Annotated in this window: 13 protein-coding genes; 3 read left to right on the forward strand and 10 right to left on the reverse strand. The window is 75.3% G+C overall.

Features of this window, described 5'->3' with window-relative positions:
* Positions 1–42 precede the first annotated feature (42 nt).
* The 7 genes from O7599_RS34215 to O7599_RS34245 all read right to left on the reverse strand — a co-directional run bounded on the left by O7599_RS34215 (position 43) and on the right by O7599_RS34245 (position 9,645).
* Positions 43–2,142 (reverse strand): PQQ-dependent sugar dehydrogenase, encoded by a 2,100-nt coding sequence (locus O7599_RS34215; RefSeq protein WP_281619478.1) that lies wholly within the window; start codon positions 2,140–2,142, stop codon positions 43–45.
* Between the two features lie 252 nt (positions 2,143–2,394).
* Positions 2,395–3,480 (reverse strand): mechanosensitive ion channel family protein, encoded by a 1,086-nt coding sequence (locus O7599_RS34220; RefSeq protein ID WP_281619479.1) that lies wholly within the window; start codon positions 3,478–3,480, stop codon positions 2,395–2,397.
* Positions 3,481–3,880: 400 nt separating this feature from the next.
* Positions 3,881–4,519 (reverse strand): response regulator transcription factor, encoded by a 639-nt coding sequence (locus tag O7599_RS34225; RefSeq protein ID WP_281623634.1) that lies wholly within the window; start codon positions 4,517–4,519, stop codon positions 3,881–3,883.
* Positions 4,516–6,264 (reverse strand): histidine kinase, encoded by a 1,749-nt coding sequence (locus O7599_RS34230; protein WP_281619480.1) that lies wholly within the window; start codon positions 6,262–6,264, stop codon positions 4,516–4,518. The genes O7599_RS34225 and O7599_RS34230 overlap by 4 nt, the downstream gene beginning before the upstream one ends.
* Positions 6,265–6,525: 261 nt before the next feature.
* Positions 6,526–7,080: a transglycosylase SLT domain-containing protein gene (locus tag O7599_RS34235; RefSeq protein WP_281619481.1), complete on the reverse strand. Its 555-nt coding sequence runs from the start codon at positions 7,078–7,080 to the stop codon at positions 6,526–6,528.
* Positions 7,081–7,402: 322 nt separating this feature from the next.
* On the reverse strand, positions 7,403–8,560 hold the full coding sequence (locus O7599_RS34240; protein WP_281619482.1) for a winged helix DNA-binding domain-containing protein: 1,158 nt from the start codon (positions 8,558–8,560) through the stop codon (positions 7,403–7,405).
* A 191-nt stretch (positions 8,561–8,751) separates the two neighbouring features.
* Entirely contained in the window at positions 8,752–9,645 is an 894-nt protein-coding gene (locus O7599_RS34245) for a universal stress protein (protein ID WP_281619483.1), read from the reverse strand.
* A gap of 411 nt (positions 9,646–10,056) precedes the next feature.
* Between O7599_RS34245 and O7599_RS34250 the strand changes: the two genes are divergently transcribed.
* Complete coding sequence (locus O7599_RS34250; RefSeq protein WP_281619484.1) at positions 10,057–11,133, forward strand: S1 family peptidase; 1,077 nt, start codon at positions 10,057–10,059, stop codon at positions 11,131–11,133.
* 76 nt (positions 11,134–11,209) lie between these two features.
* Here the strand turns inward: O7599_RS34250 and O7599_RS34255 are convergent, their stop codons facing one another.
* Positions 11,210–11,998, reverse strand: coding sequence for a diacylglycerol kinase family protein (locus O7599_RS34255; protein ID WP_281619485.1), 789 nt, complete (start codon positions 11,996–11,998; stop codon positions 11,210–11,212).
* Between the two features lie 133 nt (positions 11,999–12,131).
* On the reverse strand, positions 12,132–13,739 hold the full coding sequence (locus O7599_RS34260; protein WP_281619486.1) for an FAD-binding oxidoreductase: 1,608 nt from the start codon (positions 13,737–13,739) through the stop codon (positions 12,132–12,134).
* Between the two features lie 82 nt (positions 13,740–13,821).
* Here O7599_RS34260 and O7599_RS34265 point away from each other — a divergent pair, with 82 nt between their 5' ends.
* Together O7599_RS34265 and O7599_RS34270 are read left to right on the forward strand one after the other, a co-directional pair.
* Positions 13,822–14,421 (forward strand): TetR/AcrR family transcriptional regulator, encoded by a 600-nt coding sequence (locus O7599_RS34265; RefSeq protein WP_281619487.1) that lies wholly within the window; start codon positions 13,822–13,824, stop codon positions 14,419–14,421.
* Complete coding sequence (locus O7599_RS34270; protein WP_281619488.1) at positions 14,418–16,049, forward strand: glycerol-3-phosphate dehydrogenase/oxidase; 1,632 nt, start codon at positions 14,418–14,420, stop codon at positions 16,047–16,049. Before O7599_RS34265 ends, O7599_RS34270 begins: the two co-directional genes overlap by 4 nt.
* Here the strand turns inward: O7599_RS34270 and O7599_RS34275 are convergent.
* Entirely contained in the window at positions 16,033–16,869 is an 837-nt protein-coding gene (locus O7599_RS34275) for an SGNH/GDSL hydrolase family protein (RefSeq protein WP_281619489.1), read from the reverse strand. The genes O7599_RS34270 and O7599_RS34275 overlap by 17 nt on opposite strands.
* Positions 16,870–16,879: the final 10 nt, after the last annotated feature.

Genomic DNA, 16,879 nt, shown 5'->3' on the forward strand with positions numbered 1-16,879 from the left:
GCGGCGTACGCGCGCACGCCGCTCCCGCGCCGTGTCGGAGGGTCAGGGGACGACCTTCATGACGGCCCGGTCGCTGCCGGTGTGTCCGCTGGGATCGGTGTACTCGGCCACGAACACGCCGGTGATGTTCCCGTGCGACGGGTCGTGGCCGGAGATGGGCTCGGTCTGGATCGTGCCGGTGCAGCCCGCGGTGGTGCTCTGCGGGTGCCCGTGCGAGTCGTGGCCGACGATGTAGTGCACGACGACGCCGGCGCAGTCCACCTCGGCCTCGTCGCTCACCGTGACCTCGAACTCCACCGCGTCGCCGAAGTGGAACTCCTGGTCGTCGACCGGCTTGACCAGCGTCACCTCGGGCGCCTGGTCGCCGACGCTGACGTCCACGTCCATCGCCGCGAACCTGCCGCGGCTGTCGGTGACCCGGAGGGTCGCCTTGTACGTGCCGTCCTCCTCGTACGTGTGCGAGGGGTCGGCGGCGGTGGAGTCGGTCCTGCCGTCGCCGTCGAAGTCCCAGGCGTAGCGCACCCGGTCGCCGTCGGGGTCGGCCGTCCCGGCGCTGGAGAACTCGACGGTCAGCGGCGCCAGGCCCTTGACCGGCTCGGCCGCCAGCTTGACGTCCGGGGCGTGGTTGCCGGTCCTGCCGATGTAGTCGATGCGGGAGAGCTGCGCGTCCGGGTTCTCCGAGAAGTACCCGTCGCCGTACTCCAGCACGTAGAGCGCGCCGTCCGGGCCGAACTCCAGGTCCATCGGGTTGTCGACGGGCGGCTTGGCGAGCGTCTGGACGACGGGCCGCACATCCGTGACCGCGCCGGAGCGGTCGAGGCGGAACTCCTTGATGTAGTCGCGGCCCCACTCGGCGAACAGCGGTGCCCCGTCGTAGTACCGCGGCCAGGCGACGTCGTGGTTGCGCAGCGTGGTCAGCCAGTCGTGGTCGTACGCGGGGCCGGCCATCGGGGCGATGCCCCCGGTGCCCAGGCCCGGGAACTCCGCGGACGCGCCGTAGGAGTACCAGACCTCCGGCTGCTCCACGGTGGGCAGCTCGGTGCGGCCGGTGTTGTGCGGCGAGGTGTTCACCGGCTTCTCGCAGTCGAACTGCTCGCCGGAGGCTTCGGTGGCGAAGTCGTAGTCGGTGTAGGGCATCTCGGCCGTCGCGCAGTACGGCCAGCCGTAGTTGCCGGGCTCGTCGAGCACCAGCCACTTGCCCTGCCCGGCCGGGCCGCGGGCGTCGCTGGCCTCGCGGGCGTCGGGGGAGTAGTCGGCGACGTAGAGCTCGTCGGTCTCGGGGTCGATCTCCGCCCGGAACGGGTTGCGCAGCCCCATGGCGAAGATCTCGGGGCGGGTCTTGGCCGTGCCGGGGCGGAAGAGGTTGCCCCGGGGGATGGAGTACGAGCCGTCGCCGCGGACCTTGATCCTCAGTACCTTGCCGCGCAGGTCGTCGGTGTTGGCCGAGGTGCGCTGCGCGTCGAAGGCCGGGTGGCGGCCGTCCCGTTCGTCGATCGGCGCGTAGCCGTCCGACTCGAACGGGTTGGTGTCGTCACCCGTGGTCAGGTAGAGGTTGCCCTTCGAGTCGAAGACGATGTCACCGCCGACGTGGCAGCAGATGCCGCGGTCGACCGGGACCTGGAGGATCTTCTGCTCGGTGGCGAGGTCGAGGGTGTCGCCCTTGAGCTTGTACCGGGACAACTGCAGGTGGCCCTTGTAGGCGTCCCACTCCTCCTCGGTGCCCTCGAAGGGCGCGTCGCCCTCGTTGGCGGGGGTGAGCGGGTCGTCGACCGGGGTGTCCAGCGGCGGGGAGTAGTAGAGGTAGACCCACTGGTTCTTGCGGAAGTCCGGGTCGACGGCGACGTTCTGCAGGCCCTCCTCGTCGTGCTGGTACACGTCGAGTTCGGCGGCCAGCTTGTTCACGCCGGTGTCCGGGTCGTTGAGCCACACCTTGCCGGCGCGGGTCACGTGCAGGACCCGCTTGTCGGGCAGGACGGCGAGGTCGAGCGGCTCGCCCGGGCGGTCGTTGAGCGTGATCTTCTCGAAGGCGGAATCCGGTGGCGGCTCCCCGGCGGCGTCCGGCGCCGCCGCGGTCGCGCCGGGCGCGACCAGCAGCGCGGCGCTGACCGCGCCGGCGGCGAACAGGGCCAGTCTTCGTAGCATTTCCCCTCCCAGGGGCTCGGACGACAAGGCGGCTGGACACGCTCCTGGGTGGTCGGCCCGTTCGCGCCGTCCTTGATCGGCCCGCGCGCTGCGGCTCGTGCGCGGCTTCACTCCCCCCGCCGTCCACCTCCCGATATGTGACGGCGGCCGGTTGGAGATTAGACCTCTTCCGACGCAACGCCAATGCCTACGACCAGAATTGACGCGACTTTGTCTTGGAAAAGAGCAAACTAGGGGATGGTCACGGACGGTTCAGCCCAGGGACGTGCCGCCGGCGGGCACGTCCGCCGCCTCGCGCTGCCGCGGCAGCAGGACGGGCGCTTCCTGGTGGTGCAGGACGACGTTGCGCACGGGGTGGGCGATCTCGATGCCCTCCTCCCGGTAGCGCAGTTGCAGCCGCTTGATGAACTCGTGCTTGATACGGAACTGGTCGCTGAACTCCACCGCGCGCAGCACCACCGAGAAGCCGGCGCGCGAGTCGCCGAACGTGTGGAAGCGGACCACCGGGTCGTACTCCGGCACGCCGCCCTCGACGGCCGCCATCACCTCGCGCGCCACCTCCACCGTGACCCGCTCGACGAGGTCGAGGTCGCTGGAGAGCGCGACACCGGCCTGCACGACGATGGACAACTCCTGCTCCGGGCGGTGGTAGTTCGTCATGATGGTGCTGGCGAGCTTGTCGTTGGGGATGACGACGAGGTTGTCCGACTGGGTGCGGATCACGGTGTTGCGCCAGTTGATGTCGGTGACGTAGCCCTCCTCCGCGCTGCTGAGCCGGATGTAGTCCCCGACCTGCACCGTCTTGGACGCCAGGATGTGCACCCCGGCGAAGAGGTTGGCGAGCGTGTCCTGCAGGGCCAGCGCCACCGCGAGACCGCCGACGCCGAGCGCGGTGAGCAGCGGCGCGATCGAGATGCCCAGCGTCTCCAGCAGGATCAGCAGCCCGATCGCCAGCACCGCGATGCGGGTGATGTTCACCAGGATCGTGGCCGAGCCCACGCCCTGCGAGCGGACGCCCATGAGCTGCGCGACCACCCGGGCCGCCGCGACGGTGACCGTCAGGATGAGGACGGCCACGACGATCTGCTCCACCGTGTGCTCGACCGGCCGCTTCAGCGGCAGCGCGGCGGCGGCGATCGAGACGCCGCCGGCCAGCGCGCCCCAGGGGACCATCGTGCGCAGCGCGCCGACGAGGATGTCGTCGCCGGCCCAGCTCGTCCGCGTCGCGCCCTTGCTCAGCCAGCCCAGCAGCACGCGCAGCAGCACCCCGGCGCCGATGCCGCCGAGGATCGCGGAGCCGGCGACGACCAGATCGTGCAGAGTGAGGGCTCGGTTCACCGTGATACCTGTCTTCGTTCGGGAACGGGGTACGCCCGGACGCGTGTGCGAGCGGGCGCGCCCGCCATCCTGCCGTATCCGGCGGGGGAGTCGGTCCCGCGGCCGGGGTACCGGACGGTCCGGTCCCCGAGGCGGCCGGCGGCGGAGCGGAGGCGGAAGTTCAGGGTCAGCCCTGAGGTGTGCCTCGTGCCGCGCGGCTACGGTGGACGCACCGGCTCCGCTCCGCGGCGGGCGCGTGGGGATGCACGGGGGACGACGGGGGCGCGCGTGGGGAATCGCCGCGGAGCGGCGGCCGGCACCGCTTTCCCGGCGCGGCGCACCGACGCCCGCGTGACCGGCGGCGCGCGCCGCCGGTCCGGGGCTGCCGCCGCGGGGGTGCGGCCTGCCCCGCCGGGGGAGTTCAGCCGCGCAGATACGTGAGCACGGCGAGCACCCGCCGGTGCCCCGAGACGTCCGAGTCCAGGCCGAGCTTGGCGAAGATGTTCCGTACATGCGTCTCGACGGTCTTGCCGCCGATCACCAGGTCGCGCGCGATGGCCTCGTTGGACCGCCCCTCCGCCATCAGCGCCAGTACGTCCCGCTCCCGCGCCGTCAGCCCGGTCAGCGGCTCCGCCGCGCGCGGCGACCGCATGAGGTGGGTGACCACCCGAGGGTCCACGACGCTCTGGCCGGCGGCCACCCGGCGCAGCGCGCCGGCCAGTTCGTCGCCGTCGGCGACCCGCTCCTTGAGGAGGTAGCCGAAGCCGCGCGGATCCTCGGTGAGCGCGCGCACGACCGCGCCGGTCTCGACGTACTGGGACAGCAGCAGCACCCCCGTGCCCGGGTGCCGGGCGCGGATCGCCGCCGCGGCCCGCAGGCCCTCGTCGGAGTGCGTCGGCGGCATCCTGATGTCGAGCAGCACGGCGTCCGGGCGGTGCCGCTCGACCAGGGCGAGGAGCGGGCCCGCGTCGCCGCACTGCGCGGGGACGGCGACGCCCGCGTCGCCCAGCAGCCGGACGATGCCCTCGCGCAGGATGGCGGAGTCCTCGGCGACGATCACTCGCACGGCAGCTCCGCGACCACCCGCGTGCCCCCGCCCGGCGGGCTGTGCACCGTGAGCACCCCGCCCACGGCCGAGATCCGGTCGGCCAGCCCGCGCAGCCCGCCGCCGAGGTGGTCGTGCCGGGCCCCGCCGACGCCGTCGTCCACGGCCTCGACGACCAGCCGGCCGTCGCGGTGGCGCGCGCTGACGCTGACGGCCCGGGCGCGGGCGTGCTTGGCGGAGTTCGCCAGCGCCTCGCTGACCGTGAAGTACGCGGTGGCCTCCACGTGCGGCGCGAAGCGCCGGTCCTCCGCGGCCACCACCACCGGCAGCTCCGCCCGCCCGGCCAGCTCCCGCAGTGCCGCCGCCAGGCCCTCGCGGGTCAGCACCGCCGGGTGGATGCCGTGCGCGAGACCGCGCAGCTCCTCGACGGCCAGCCGCAGGCTCCGCTCCACCTCGCCGACCGACCGGCGCAGCTCCTCGTCCGGGTGGTCGGCCAGGCCCTTCTCCACCCGGCGCAGCGCCATCAGCGCGAAGACCAGCCGGGCCTGCGCACCGTCGTGCAGGTCCCGCTCCAGCCGCCGGCGCTCGCTGTCCGCGGCCTGGACCACGCGGGCGCCCGCCGCCCGCGCCTCGGCCTGCAGCCAGACGTTCTCCAGCGCCAGGCGCAGCGCGGCGACCACGGAGCGCAGCAGTTCCTCGTCCTCCGCGACCGCCGGATCGTGGCGCAGCAGCGCCAGCGGGGCGCCGCCGGCCGCGTCGATCCGGGTGCTGCCCGCCGCCGCCTCCACGACCGGCTCGCCCGCGGCGTCCACGTACGCGCCCGCCTCGGGCCGCCACACGCCGAGCCGCAGCCCCGGGTCGCCGAGCACCGGCACGAGCGCCTCGCGCAGCCGGACCGGGTCGGGGTCGCCGCCGACCTCCATCACCAGCCCGCCGACCTCCGCGCGCTGCAGCCGCATGCGCAGCAGCCCGAAGAGGAAGGCGAGCGGCACGGCGGTCTGGGCCACGTCGGAGAACAGGCCCACGGCGCCCTCGACCGGCTCGCCAGCGGGCACCAGGACCACGAGCACGTCCCACAGCAGGAAGGACGTGGCGACGACGACGGCGAGCCAGGCGGGCAGGAGTGCCCGGCGGCGGGCGACGGAGGCGCGTCGCCAGCGCCGTACGACCGCCACCACCACGGCGAGGGAGACGATCCAGCCGATGGCGCGGTAGCCGGCGTCGAACGTGGGGAAGAGGTCGCCGAGGGCGGGCGCGTAGAGCGGGTTGGGGCCGCAGTCGCGGCAGGCGAGGTACGAGCCGCCGGGGTGGGCCGCCGGGTCGAAGGCCAGGGTGCGCAGCAGGCCGCCGACGGCGACCAGGCCGTAGGCGAGGGCGACTATGCGGCGGGCGGCGGGGGAGTCGGTGCGGCCGTCGGGGTAGGCGAGGACGAGGTGGGCGAGGACGGCGACGTTCAGGCCCTCCCACCATGCGCCGGCGGCGAAGAGCGCCGGGACGGTGGTGCCCTGCAGGTTGCCGAGGAACCAGGTCACGCCCACGGCTGTCATCAGCGCGCCGGTCGCGTTGTGCGGGCGGCGCCACCAGGCGGCCAGCCCCGCGCCCGCGTAGGCCCAGCCGACGGCGAGGTCGCGCAGGAGGTCGGCGGCGGAGGCGCCAGTCCCGGCGTACGCCCAGGCGCCGACGGCGCCGGAGACGACGGCGGCCACGGCGGCCGCCACCGTCCAGCAGCGCATCGCCTGCGTGGGCTCCCGGTTGTGCACGGGCCAACGCTAAGCCATCCGGCGGGGTGGATGCCCCCGCGAGCCGGCCGGGCGCCGCCCCGGGCGGGGCGTCTGACCTGGGGCGGGACCCCGGTACGGGCCGGGGGGATTGCCGGAAGGGTGAATTCCGGTAGGAGATGTGACGGGCGCACGGCAGGCCGGGACCCCGTCGTCCGGCTGGGGGGAGAGGTGCCGGACGGCGGGGTCCCGGGGATCGCGTGCGCGCGGGTCGGGCCGCGTGGGGGACGGAGCGCGGCGGGTTTAGTAAGCGCCCCAGACGTTGTCGATCGTGCCGTAGCGGTCGGCGGCGTAGTTGCACGCGGCGACGATGTTGGCGACCGGGTCGGTGATCTTCTTGGCGGTGCCTTCCACGTGGTAGGCCTCGAACGTGGGCGGGATCACCTGCAGCAGGCCCTGCGAGGGGACGCCGTTGATGGCGTTGATGTCCCAGTCGTTGATCGCGTTCGGGTCGCCGCTGGACTCGCGCAGGATGTTGCGGTGGATCCCGTCGTACGAGCCGGGGATGCCTTCGCGCTCCATGACGACGAGCGCCTCGTCGATCCAGTCGTCCAGGTTCGTGCCGGACGTGGCCGGTGCCTTGTCCGCCGCCTTGTCCGGTGCCTTGTCCGGTGCCTTGGCCGGCGCCTCGGCCGGTGCCGTGGCCGGCGCCTTCGCGGGCACGGCCGCCTGGGGCGCGGCTGCGGCCTGCGGCGCGACCGAGACGCTGAGGGCTACGGCCGCGGCGGCGAAGCCGCCGGCGGCCAGCAGTCGTCGACGGGCGGAGAGGAAGGTGTGCTGAAGAGCGGGAGCAGACATGTGTGCGGTCTCTTTCCGTTAGCCAGGTGTGGGGACAGGCCGCCGGAGGCAATACCGGGCGACTCGGTAGGTTGTACGGGACATAAACCCGGAATGCACACAGCTCAGTTACTATCGCCCATAGTGCGACAAGCCGCGGGGGCCGCCCCCCGCTGAGGCGCCGGGCGCCCCCGGTGCCGGGGGTGTGTACGACGGCGCTTCGTATGTGACGCAGCCCATATGTGCGAGGTCACAAATGGGGGGCTATGCCGATCGTTAAAAACGGACATAGGCGTCTATTTGCCATCAAATAGCCGGGCGGTGAGGGTGCTGAAGCGGCGTATCAGCCGGTCAGCTCCTTGGTCATCGGCGCCGGGAAGCTGACCACGAGCCCCTGCGCCGCGAGCCAGCCCTCCAGCCGCTCCGCCTCCTCCGCGACAGTCCGGCGGGCCTCGGCGCCGTGGTCGGCCAGCAGCCGGTGGACCACGGCGCCGTCGCGGCGCTGCGCCCAGGCGCCGACGATCTCGCCGCGCCACCAGACCGTGGGCCCGGCGTTCCCCGCGCTGTCGAAGAGCATCGTGCGGTGGGCCGGGTCCGTGTACCAGTCCCGGTCGCGCCAGCCCATCGTGGCCGGGTCGAGGCCGGGCAGCAGCGCCGCCCACGGGCCGGGATCCGGGTCCTCGCCGAGATCGCCCGGCAGGACGTATCCGACGCCCTCGCCGAGCGCCACCTCCGCCGCCGCGATCTGGGCCAGCGCGGCCCGCACCTGGCCCAGGGGCAGCCCGGTCCACCATCTGACGTCCGCGAGCGTCCCCGGCCCGAACGCCGCCAGCCAGCGCCGCACCAGCTCGGCGCGCGCCCGCGCCGGATCCATCGGCGCCACCGGCGGCGCCACCGCGAAACGGAACTGCCCCGACGTCCAGCCGCCCAGCGGCCGGGTGCGCCGGATCCGGCCCTCCATGCCCAGCACCCGCATGACCCCGCTGCCGGCCCTGGGGTGCGACTCGTACGGCTTCCCCGGAGAGAGGGTGTACGTCACGGCCAGCTCCGGCACCGCCGCCGTGACCTCGGCGGTGGACGCCTCCCCCAGCTCCGCGAGCGCGGCCAGCGCCCGGTCCTCGGCGGCGGCGAGCCAGGCGGCGTCGTACCCGGGCCCGGCGGTGGCGAGCTGCTTCAGCAGGAGCGCGCGCTCGCGCGCGGCGACGGTCTCGGCGACGGCGAAGCGGAACACGGGCACGAGCTCCGTGGGCACCACCCACAGCGTGCGCCGCATGGCGTGCATCCGCTGCAGCGACCCCTCCTCGTACAGCGCCCGGTCCAGCGCGGCGAGCGACGGCTCGCGTAGCCGGGCGCGGGCGGACAGCGCGACGGTCGGCGAGTCGGTCGCGTGCAGCCCGGCGAGCGCCTCCGCCACCTCCTCGGGCCGTGCGGCGCGGGCAGGGGCGACGAGCATCTGCCGGTGCGCGAGCCGGGCGCGGCGCTGCGCGGGGGAGATCACCATGCGGCCACCCTAGGAAAGGGGTCTGACACCGGCCCCGTCCCCGACGGCGGGGCTCCGGCGCACGTACGGCCCGCGGCGGGCCGGAACCCCCCGGGCACCCCCGGAGCGCCGGTGCCGCCCGGGCTCCGCGGCGCCGCCGGCGCCTCGCCGGCCTCGCCGGGCCCGGGCGCCGCCCCGGCCGCCCGCAGGCGCTAACCCTCCCGCACGACCGCCACCGGGCACGGGGCCAGGTGCAGCACGCCGTGGCTGACCGGCCCCAGTTGTATGCCCGTCGCCCCCGCGGCGGCCGTCGCGTCCGCGAGCGGGGTGCGCCGGGCGCCGAGGACCACGAGGTCCGCCCCGGCCGCCGCCGCCAGCAGCGTGTCGCGCGGCAGGCCCTCCGGCGACTGCCGCTCCAGCGGTACGTCGGGATGGCGCTCCACCGCCGTGCGCACCGCGCGGCCCAGCGCCCACTCCGCCTCCCGCATCCGCGGGTCCGGCGCGCCACCCAGGGTGTGCGCGTGCGTGGCCACCCCCCGCTCCGGCGAGCGCCAGGAGTGCACCGCCGTCACGGCGCAGCCGCGCGCCTGCGCCGCCCGGAACGCGAAGTCCACCGCCGCCGGTTCCGCCCCGTCGTTTCCGGTGCCGAGCACGACCCTGCCGAACTCGCCGCGCCGCGCCGCCTCTTCGCCCCGTACCACCACCACCGGGCAGGCCGCCCGCGCCGCCACGGTCAGCGCCACGGAACCCAGCGGCAGCGCGTCGTGCCCGCCGCGCCCCCGGTCGCCGACGACCAGCACCGTGCCCGTCCCCGCCTCGCGCAGCAGCGCCGGCACCGGGTCGCCGGACAGCAGCTCCGCCTCCACGGCCACGCCGGGGCCCTGCTCGCGGGCGCGGTCGCCCGCGGTCGCCAGGATGTGCTCCGCGACGCTCCGGCCGCGCGGCCGGGCGGTGGTGAACTCCGGCCACGTGCGCTCGTACGGCTCCCAGAGCGGCGCGTAGACGATCCGCAGCCCCGCGCCGTGCCGGACCGCCTCGGCCACCGCCCAGTCGAGCGCCGCGAGGCTCGCGTCCGAGCCGTCCACCCCTGCCACCAGCTTTCTCATGACCACGAGGCTTGCACACCGCGCCCGGCGCGGGCGAGGGGGCGCACCCGGGGACCTCGTCTCCGCCGTCGCCGCCGGGGCTTCGAGGGACGCGGGGGAGCAGGGCACGGGTCGCGCGCCCCGGCCGGACAGGGCAACGCGGCCCGCTCCGGGGCCCGGACGAAGCGCCCGCCGCCGTACCGGCGCAGAGGTCGGCGGGGCCGGGCAGGAGGACGCGTTCTGTCGCGCCGGCCTCAAGTGATCGGGCACAGAGGGGGACGTGGCCTTGTGTGCTACTCACGAGTTGGTCATACTCGGCGAGTTGTCTTGCAGTGATAAATCTGTTTGCTGCTTGGCATGCGCATGTCCATCTATATCCTCCAGAATCCACCCGTCGCCGGGCGGATCCAACCCCCCATAGGAGGCAGCACGTTGAAGTATCGAGCCATATCCAAGAGCCGGTACGCCATCGCGGGCGTCGGCGCCGCCGCGCTGATCGCGGGCAGTCTGACGCTCGCCACCGCCAACGCCAGCACGAGTGACCCCGTCGCCGACACCCTGTCGTCGGGCGCGGCGAGCGACCTCGCCGGCACCCTGGTCCAGGACCTCAAGGGCGGGGCCGCCGGGGCGTACTACGACTCCCAGGCGAAGGAACTCGTCGTCAACGTCGTGAACGACGAGGCAGCCGAGCAGGCCGAGGCGGCCGGCGCCCGTGCGCGTACCGTCGACCACACCACGAAGGAGCTCAAGGCCGCGAAGGCGGACCTGACCCAGGGCGCCGTCGCCGGCACGTCGCGGGCGCTCGACCCGGTCACCAACCAGGTCGTCGTCACCGCCGACAGCACGGTCAAGGGCGCGGAGCTGGCCGAGTTGAAGAAGGAGGTCGCGGCGCAGGACGGCAAGGCCGTGCTCAAGCACAGCGAGGGCACCTTCAAGCCGTTCATCTCCGGCGGCGACGCCATCTACACCGGCGGCTCCCGCTGCTCGCTCGGCTTCAACGTGACCAAGGGCGGGGAGCCGTACTTCCTGACCGCCGGTCACTGCGTCGAACTCGGCGGCACCTCCTGGTCCGAGACCTCGGGCGGGCCCGTCATCGGCGAGGCCGAGGCCGCGACCTTCCCGGGCAGCGACCGGGCGCTGGTCAAGTACGTGGCTGACGTCGAGCACCCGAGCGAGGTCGACACCTACGACGGCAGCGCCCAGGAGATCACCGGCGCGCGTGAGGCCACGGTCGGCGAGACCGTGCAGCGCAGCGGCAGCACCACGCAGCTCCACGACGGCACCGTCGTCGCGCTCGACGTGTCGGTGACGTACCCCGAGGGCACGGTCGACGGTCTGATCCAGACCGACGTCTGCGCCGAGCCCGGCGACAGCGGCGGCTCGCTCTTCGCGGGCAGCGACGCGCTCGGCCTGACCTCGGGCGGCAGCGGCGACTGCACCAACGGCGGCGAGACGTTCTTCGAGCCGGTGGTCGCGGCCCTCGACGAGTACGGGGCCACGATCCCGTAACCGAAGGGGTCCACGCACGGGCTGATCACGTACGACCCGCGCCCCCGGCACCGCACGGTGCCGGGGGCGCGGGTCGTCAGCGCAGCACGTGCAGTGCCGCCGGGAGGACCCGCGCGGTCAGCGGCAGGTCGGGCGCGGGGATGCCGTCGGCCGCGTACGGCACCGGCCGGTCCGCCTCGACGTGCACGCCGCGCCCGCGCAGCAGGTCGCCGCGCGCCCGCGTCGGCCGCCCCGGGCCGCCGCCGAGCACGGCGACGTCGAGCGCGCCGTCGTCGAGCCGGACCTCGGGTCCTGAGCCGGGGGACGGCACGCCGGGGCACGGGGCGTTGGCGACGAGGACCGTGTGGCCGCGCATCTCGTACGGCGTGCCGTCCACGGTGATGCGGAACAGCGCGGATCGCCGCGACGCCAGCGCCCGCCCGGCCGCCGTACGGGCCGCGCCGGCGCCGATCCACACCGCGCCGAGCGCCACGGCCGGCGCCGCGCCCGCCACCCGCAGCACGTCCACCGGCCGGGGCTCGCCGTGCAGCAGCAGCTCCGCCAGTTCCTCGGACGCCCGCGGCAGTCCCAGCGCCCGCGCGACGGCGTTGCGCCCGACCGCCCCGGGCACCAGCCCGCACACCGCGCCGGTCCCGGCGAGCGCCCCCGCCACGGTGCCGGCCATCCCGTCGCCGCCGACCGCGAGGACGGTGCGGCCCGCGTCGGCGGCGCGCCCGGCGAGTGCGGCGGCATGCCCGAACCCCCGGCTGTACTCCGCCTCGACCTGTGCCCCGGCCCCGCGCAGCGCGCGGGCCAGCGGAATGAGCGCCGCGGCGCCGGCGGCACGGCCGGCGGCGGGATTGACGATGGCGGTGAAGCGGCGCATGGCGGGCTCCGGTTCGCTGGTGCGTGCGGTCTTCAGCTCGGCTGCGGATCGGGGGAGGGCGGTACGCGCGGCTCCCGGCGGGCCGGCACCGGGCGCGTACGGCCCGCCCGCCGCGGGCCGCGCGTACGGCGCCTCACTCGTCCGCCCGGGGCAGCAGCACCCCCGGGTTGAGGATGCCCGCCGGGTCGAGCGCCGACTTGACCGCCCGGAGCGCCGCCACGCCCAGCGGGCCGATCTCCCGGGCGTACCACGGGCGGTGGTCCGTGCCCACGCCGTGGTGGTGGCTGATGGTGCCGCCGCACTCCAGGATCGCGTCGCCCGCCGCGCGCTTGGCGCGCTCCCACGCGCCCAGCGGGTCGTCGCCGCGGGCGCCGACCACCGTGAAGTACAGCGACGCGCCCGTCTCGTACACGTGCGAGATGTGGCACATCACCAGCGGGGGCGTCCCCGCCGCGGTCAGCGCCTCGGTGAGCGCCCCGCGCACCGCCTCGTACAGCCGGGGCAGCGCCGGCCAGAAGCTCGCCGTCTCCAGCGTCTCCGCGAAGGCGCCGGCGTCCAGCAGCGCGTCGCGCAGGTACGGGGCCCGGTAGCGGCCCTCGGCCCAGGACTCGCCCGGCTCCGCGCCGAGCAACTCCCCGCCGGCCGCCCGCAGGACGACCCGCGCCGCCGCCCGGCGGTCCGCCGCCTCGCCCGCCGCGCCCTCGTAGCCGGTGACGACCAGGCACCCGCCGGACGGGGCCGCACCCGGCGCGCCGATGTCCTCCGGGCGGGCCAGGCCCACCGCCGTCTCGGTCTCGTCGGACAGCCGCAGCACCGTCGGCAGCGGCCCGTCCTGCGCCAGCGTGCGCAGCGCCGCCGCGCCCCGCGCGAAGTCGGGGAACCGCCAGCCCTCGTACGCCCGTACCTGCGGGAGCGGCCGCACCCGCACGGTGACCGAGGTGATCACCCCGAACGCGCCCTCCGAGCCCAGCACCAACTGCCGCAGGTCCGGCCCCGCCGCCGAGCGCGGCGCGCGGCCCGGCCGCAGCGTGCCCTCCGGCGTCGCCACTGTCAGGCCCACCACCATCTCGTCGAACCGCCCGTAGCCCGCGGACGCCTGGCCGCTGCCGCGCGTGGCGGCGAAGCCGCCGATCGTCGCCCACTCGAACGACTGCGGGAAGTGGCCGAGGGTGAACCCGCGCTCGCCGAGGAGCCGTTCGGCCTCCGGCGCGCGCAGTCCGGCGCCGAGCTCGGCGGTGCGCCCGACCTCGTCGAGCGCCGAAAGCCGGTCCAGGCGGCGCAGATCGAGGGCCACCACACCGGAGAAGCCGCCCTCGTTCGCGTACGGCGCGAGCCCGCCGGTCACCGACGTGCCGCCGCCGAACGGCACCACCGCGACCCGCCGCTCCGCGCACGCCCGCAGCACCGCCAGCACCTCGTCGTGCCCGCCCGGCAGCACCACCGCGTCCGGCGCGTCCGCGACCGAACCGGCGCGGATGCGCAGCAGGTCGGGCGTGGACTTGCCGCGGGTGTGCCGCACCCGGCCCGCCGCGTCGGTGCGTACGTGCTCCGCGCCCCCGGCCGCCAGGGCGAGCGCGTCCAGGACGTCCGCGCCGAGCCGCGGCGCCGGCACGTCCAGATCCGCAAGGGCCACCGGCGGCGTGTCCGCGGGCCGCACTCCCAGCAGGTCGCGAAGCAGGTCGCGGACGCCGTCGGGGAGCGGGGCCGCCTGCCCGGGATCGCCCCACCCGTTCCACCGCATGTCCAACGCGAACCTCCCGTACGGGCACACCGCTCCCGCCGGAGGGGTTTCCTCCGCCACCGGCCTCGTTACACTGTGACAGGTGAAGTCGAAACGTCACAAGCCCTCGCTGGACGACCTCGCGCTGGACGCGCTGCGCGACTGCGTCCTGGCCGTGGGCGTGCGCCGCACCACGCTCACGGACGTGGCCCGGCGCGCGGGCGTGTCGCGGATGACGCTGTACCGCCGCTGGCCCGACGTGCAGTCGCTGGTCGGCGACCTCATGACGCGCGAGTGGATCGACGTCGCGCGCGGGGCGCTGCCCGCCGCGGACGGCGTGGCGAACGCGCGCGAGTTCCTGGTCGCGGGTCTCACGGAGGGCTCGCGCGCCCTGCGCGCGCATCCGCTGTTCCGCAAGATCCTCGACGTCGACCCCGAGCTGCTGCTGCCGTACATGCTCGACCGCCGGGGCGCCAGCCAGGACGTGCTGCTCGACCTGATCGCCGACGACGTGCGCAAGGGCCACGCCGACGGCTCCGTACGCGCCGGGCACGCGGTGCGGCAGGCCAGGGCCGCGCTGCTCGTCGTGCAGTCCTTCACCTTCTCGATGCGCACCATGACCGACGAGGACGACCCCGACCTCGGCACCGCCGCGTTCGAGCGCGAGCTGCGCGGTTTGCTGGAGAGGATGCTCGCGCCATGACCGTGCACCCCGCCGTGCAGCCCGACCCGCAGTCCGCCCCGCCGACATCAGCGGGCGCGGACGGCGCCTCCCGGGACTTCTCCCTCAACGCCCCCCGCCGCGCCCGCGAGCTGGCCGGGCTGGCCGCCGGCGAGCGGGTCGACCTGCTGGTCGTCGGCCTCGGCGCCACCGGCGCCGGGGTCGCGCTGGACGCCGCCGCGCGCGGCCTGTCGGTGGCCGCGATCGACGCGCACGACCTGGCGTTCGGCACGTCGCGCTGGAGCAGCAAGCTCATCCACGGCGGGCTGCGCTATCTGGCCTCAGGACAGGTCGGCATCGCCCGCGAGTGCGCGGTGGAGCGCGGCGCGCTGCTGGAGCGGATCGCACCGCACCTCGTGCACGCCCAGCCGTTCGTCATCCCGCTCACCCCGCTGACCGGCCGCGCCCAGGCCGCCGTCGCGTGGGCCGGGCTCCGCTCAGGCGACCTGCTGCGCGTCGCCGCGCGCACGTCCCGCGCGGCGCTGCCGCCGCCGCGCCGGCTCTCCGCGGTGGAGACCGGGCAGCTCGTGCCCGGCCTGCGGCGGTACGGGCTGCGCGGCGGGCTGCTGTCCTGGGACGGGCAACTGTCCGACGACGCCCGGCTGGTGACGGCCGTGGCGCGGACGGCCGCGGGGTACGGCGCGCGCGTGCTGACCCGGGCCCGGGCGGTGGAGCTGACGGGCTCCGGCGCGGTGGTCCGCGACGAGACGACGGGGGAGCGGCTGCGGATCCGGGCCCGCGCGGTGGTCAACGCGGCGGGGGTGTGGGCCGGTTCGCTGGTGCCCGGCGTGCGGCTGCGCCCGTCGCGCGGCACGCATCTGGTGCTGCGCGCCGAGGCGCTGGGCATGGGACGCCAGCCGGGCGGCGCGGGAGTGCACATCCCGATCCCGGGCGCGACCGGCCGGTTCGCGCTGGTGCTGCCGCAGGACGACGGCCGGGTGTACGTGGGGCTGACCGACGAGCCGGTCGACGGCGAGGTGCCGGACGTGCCGGCGGCGCCGGAGACGGACGTCGGCTTCCTGCTGGACGTCCTGGACTCCGCGCTCGACGTGCCGGTGCGCCGGTCGGACGTCGTCGGCGCCTTCGCCGGGCTGCGCCCCCTGCTGGAGAGCGACGGCAGCACCGCCGACCTCTCCCGCAGGCACGCGGTCCGCACCTCGCCGGACGGCGTGGTCACCGTCGTCGGCGGCAAGCTGACCACGTACCGGCGGATGGCCGAGGACGCCGTCGACGCGGCCGTGGCCGCCGCGGGACTGACCGCGGGCCCGTGCCGTACCGCGCGGCTGCCGCTCGTCGGTGCCGCGCCGGCGGCCGTGCTGGCCGGGCTGGACGCGCCGCGCCGGCTGGTGCAGCGCTACGGGACGGAGGCGCCGGCGGTGCAGGCGCTGGCCGCCGCAGAGCCGGCGCTCGCCGCGCCGGTGGTCCCGGGGTATCCGGTCACCGGCGCCGAGCTGGCCTGGGCGGTACGCCACGAAGGGGCCCTCGACGAGGCCGACCTGCTGGACCGGCGCACCCGGCTGGGGCTGGTGGCGGCGGAGCGGGCGGCCGCGGTGGCGGCCGCCCGCGAGGTGCTCTCCGCGGTGCCCGGAGCGGTCAGGCCAGGGCGTTGAACACGGGGTAGTAGCCGCCGGACTGGCCGGCCGCCTTGGGGTGGTACGAGTCACCGATGGGGAAGGTGACGCTGTGCAGCCACTCGCTGTCCGAGCAGATCTCGTGCCCGGAGAACGCCGGCCGGACGTCGCCGTACGCGAAGCCGTGGTCGGCCGCGCGCTTGGCGGTGACGTCGCTCAGCAGGTCCGCGGCGCCGTTGATGGCGGCCCGGGAGCGCTCGCTGATGCCGAAGACGCAGCTTCCGTTGAGCTGGTACATCCGCGGGTAGCCGAGCACGACGACCCGCGCGTTGGGGGCCCGGGCGCTGATCGCGTCGTACGCGGCGTCCAGCCTGCCGGGCAGGGTGCCTTCGATGTAGGTGCGCGCCTGGTTGATGCGGTTGACGCAGGCCGACTCGCCCTGGAGCACGCAGGTGGTCATGGCGTCGGCGAAGCCCGCGTCGTTGCCGCCGATGCTGACGGAGACGAGGGAGGTCGAGGAGTTGAGCGGACCGAGCTGGTTGTTGATGACGTCGCCGGTGACGGCGCCGGAGCAGGCGGTGAAGGAGAAGGACGCCGGGGCGTTCGCGTTCTTCCACAGCACCGGGTAGGCGTTGTTGCTGCGTTTGCAGTCGCCGCTCGCCGAGTCGTACGAACCGGCGCCCACGCCGGAGGCGTAGGAGTCGCCGAGCGCCACGTAGTTTTCGGCGTAGGTGCTTTCGGCGTAGGCGCTCTCGCCGACCGCGCTCTCGGCGGCTTGGGCGGGCACGCTGCCGAGCAGCGCCACTGTGGTGGCGACGAGGAAGCCCAGCAGCAGCCGCAAGGGCCGGGCAGTTCTCATGGAACCCCCT

Origin of the sequence: Streptomyces sp. WMMC500 (assembly GCF_027497195.1) — a bacterium.
Classification (GTDB): Bacteria; Actinomycetota; Actinomycetes; order Streptomycetales; family Streptomycetaceae; genus Streptomyces.

Coding starts and splice junctions, on each gene's coding strand:
- O7599_RS34245 (WP_281619483.1), bottom strand. CDS start 9,645: ATGAGAAAGCTGGTGGCAGGGGTGGACGGCTCGGACGCGAGCCTCGCG.
- O7599_RS34275 (WP_281619489.1), bottom strand. CDS start 16,869: ATGAGAACTGCCCGGCCCTTGCGGCTGCTGCTGGGCTTCCTCGTCGCC.
- O7599_RS34270 (WP_281619488.1), top strand. CDS start 14,418: ATGACCGTGCACCCCGCCGTGCAGCCCGACCCGCAGTCCGCCCCGCCG.
- O7599_RS34260 (WP_281619486.1), bottom strand. CDS start 13,739: ATGCGGTGGAACGGGTGGGGCGATCCCGGGCAGGCGGCCCCGCTCCCC.
- O7599_RS34215 (WP_281619478.1), bottom strand. CDS start 2,142: ATGCTACGAAGACTGGCCCTGTTCGCCGCCGGCGCGGTCAGCGCCGCG.
- O7599_RS34235 (WP_281619481.1), bottom strand. CDS start 7,080: ATGTCTGCTCCCGCTCTTCAGCACACCTTCCTCTCCGCCCGTCGACGA.
- O7599_RS34240 (WP_281619482.1), bottom strand. CDS start 8,560: ATGGTGATCTCCCCCGCGCAGCGCCGCGCCCGGCTCGCGCACCGGCAG.
- O7599_RS34255 (WP_281619485.1), bottom strand. CDS start 11,998: ATGCGCCGCTTCACCGCCATCGTCAATCCCGCCGCCGGCCGTGCCGCC.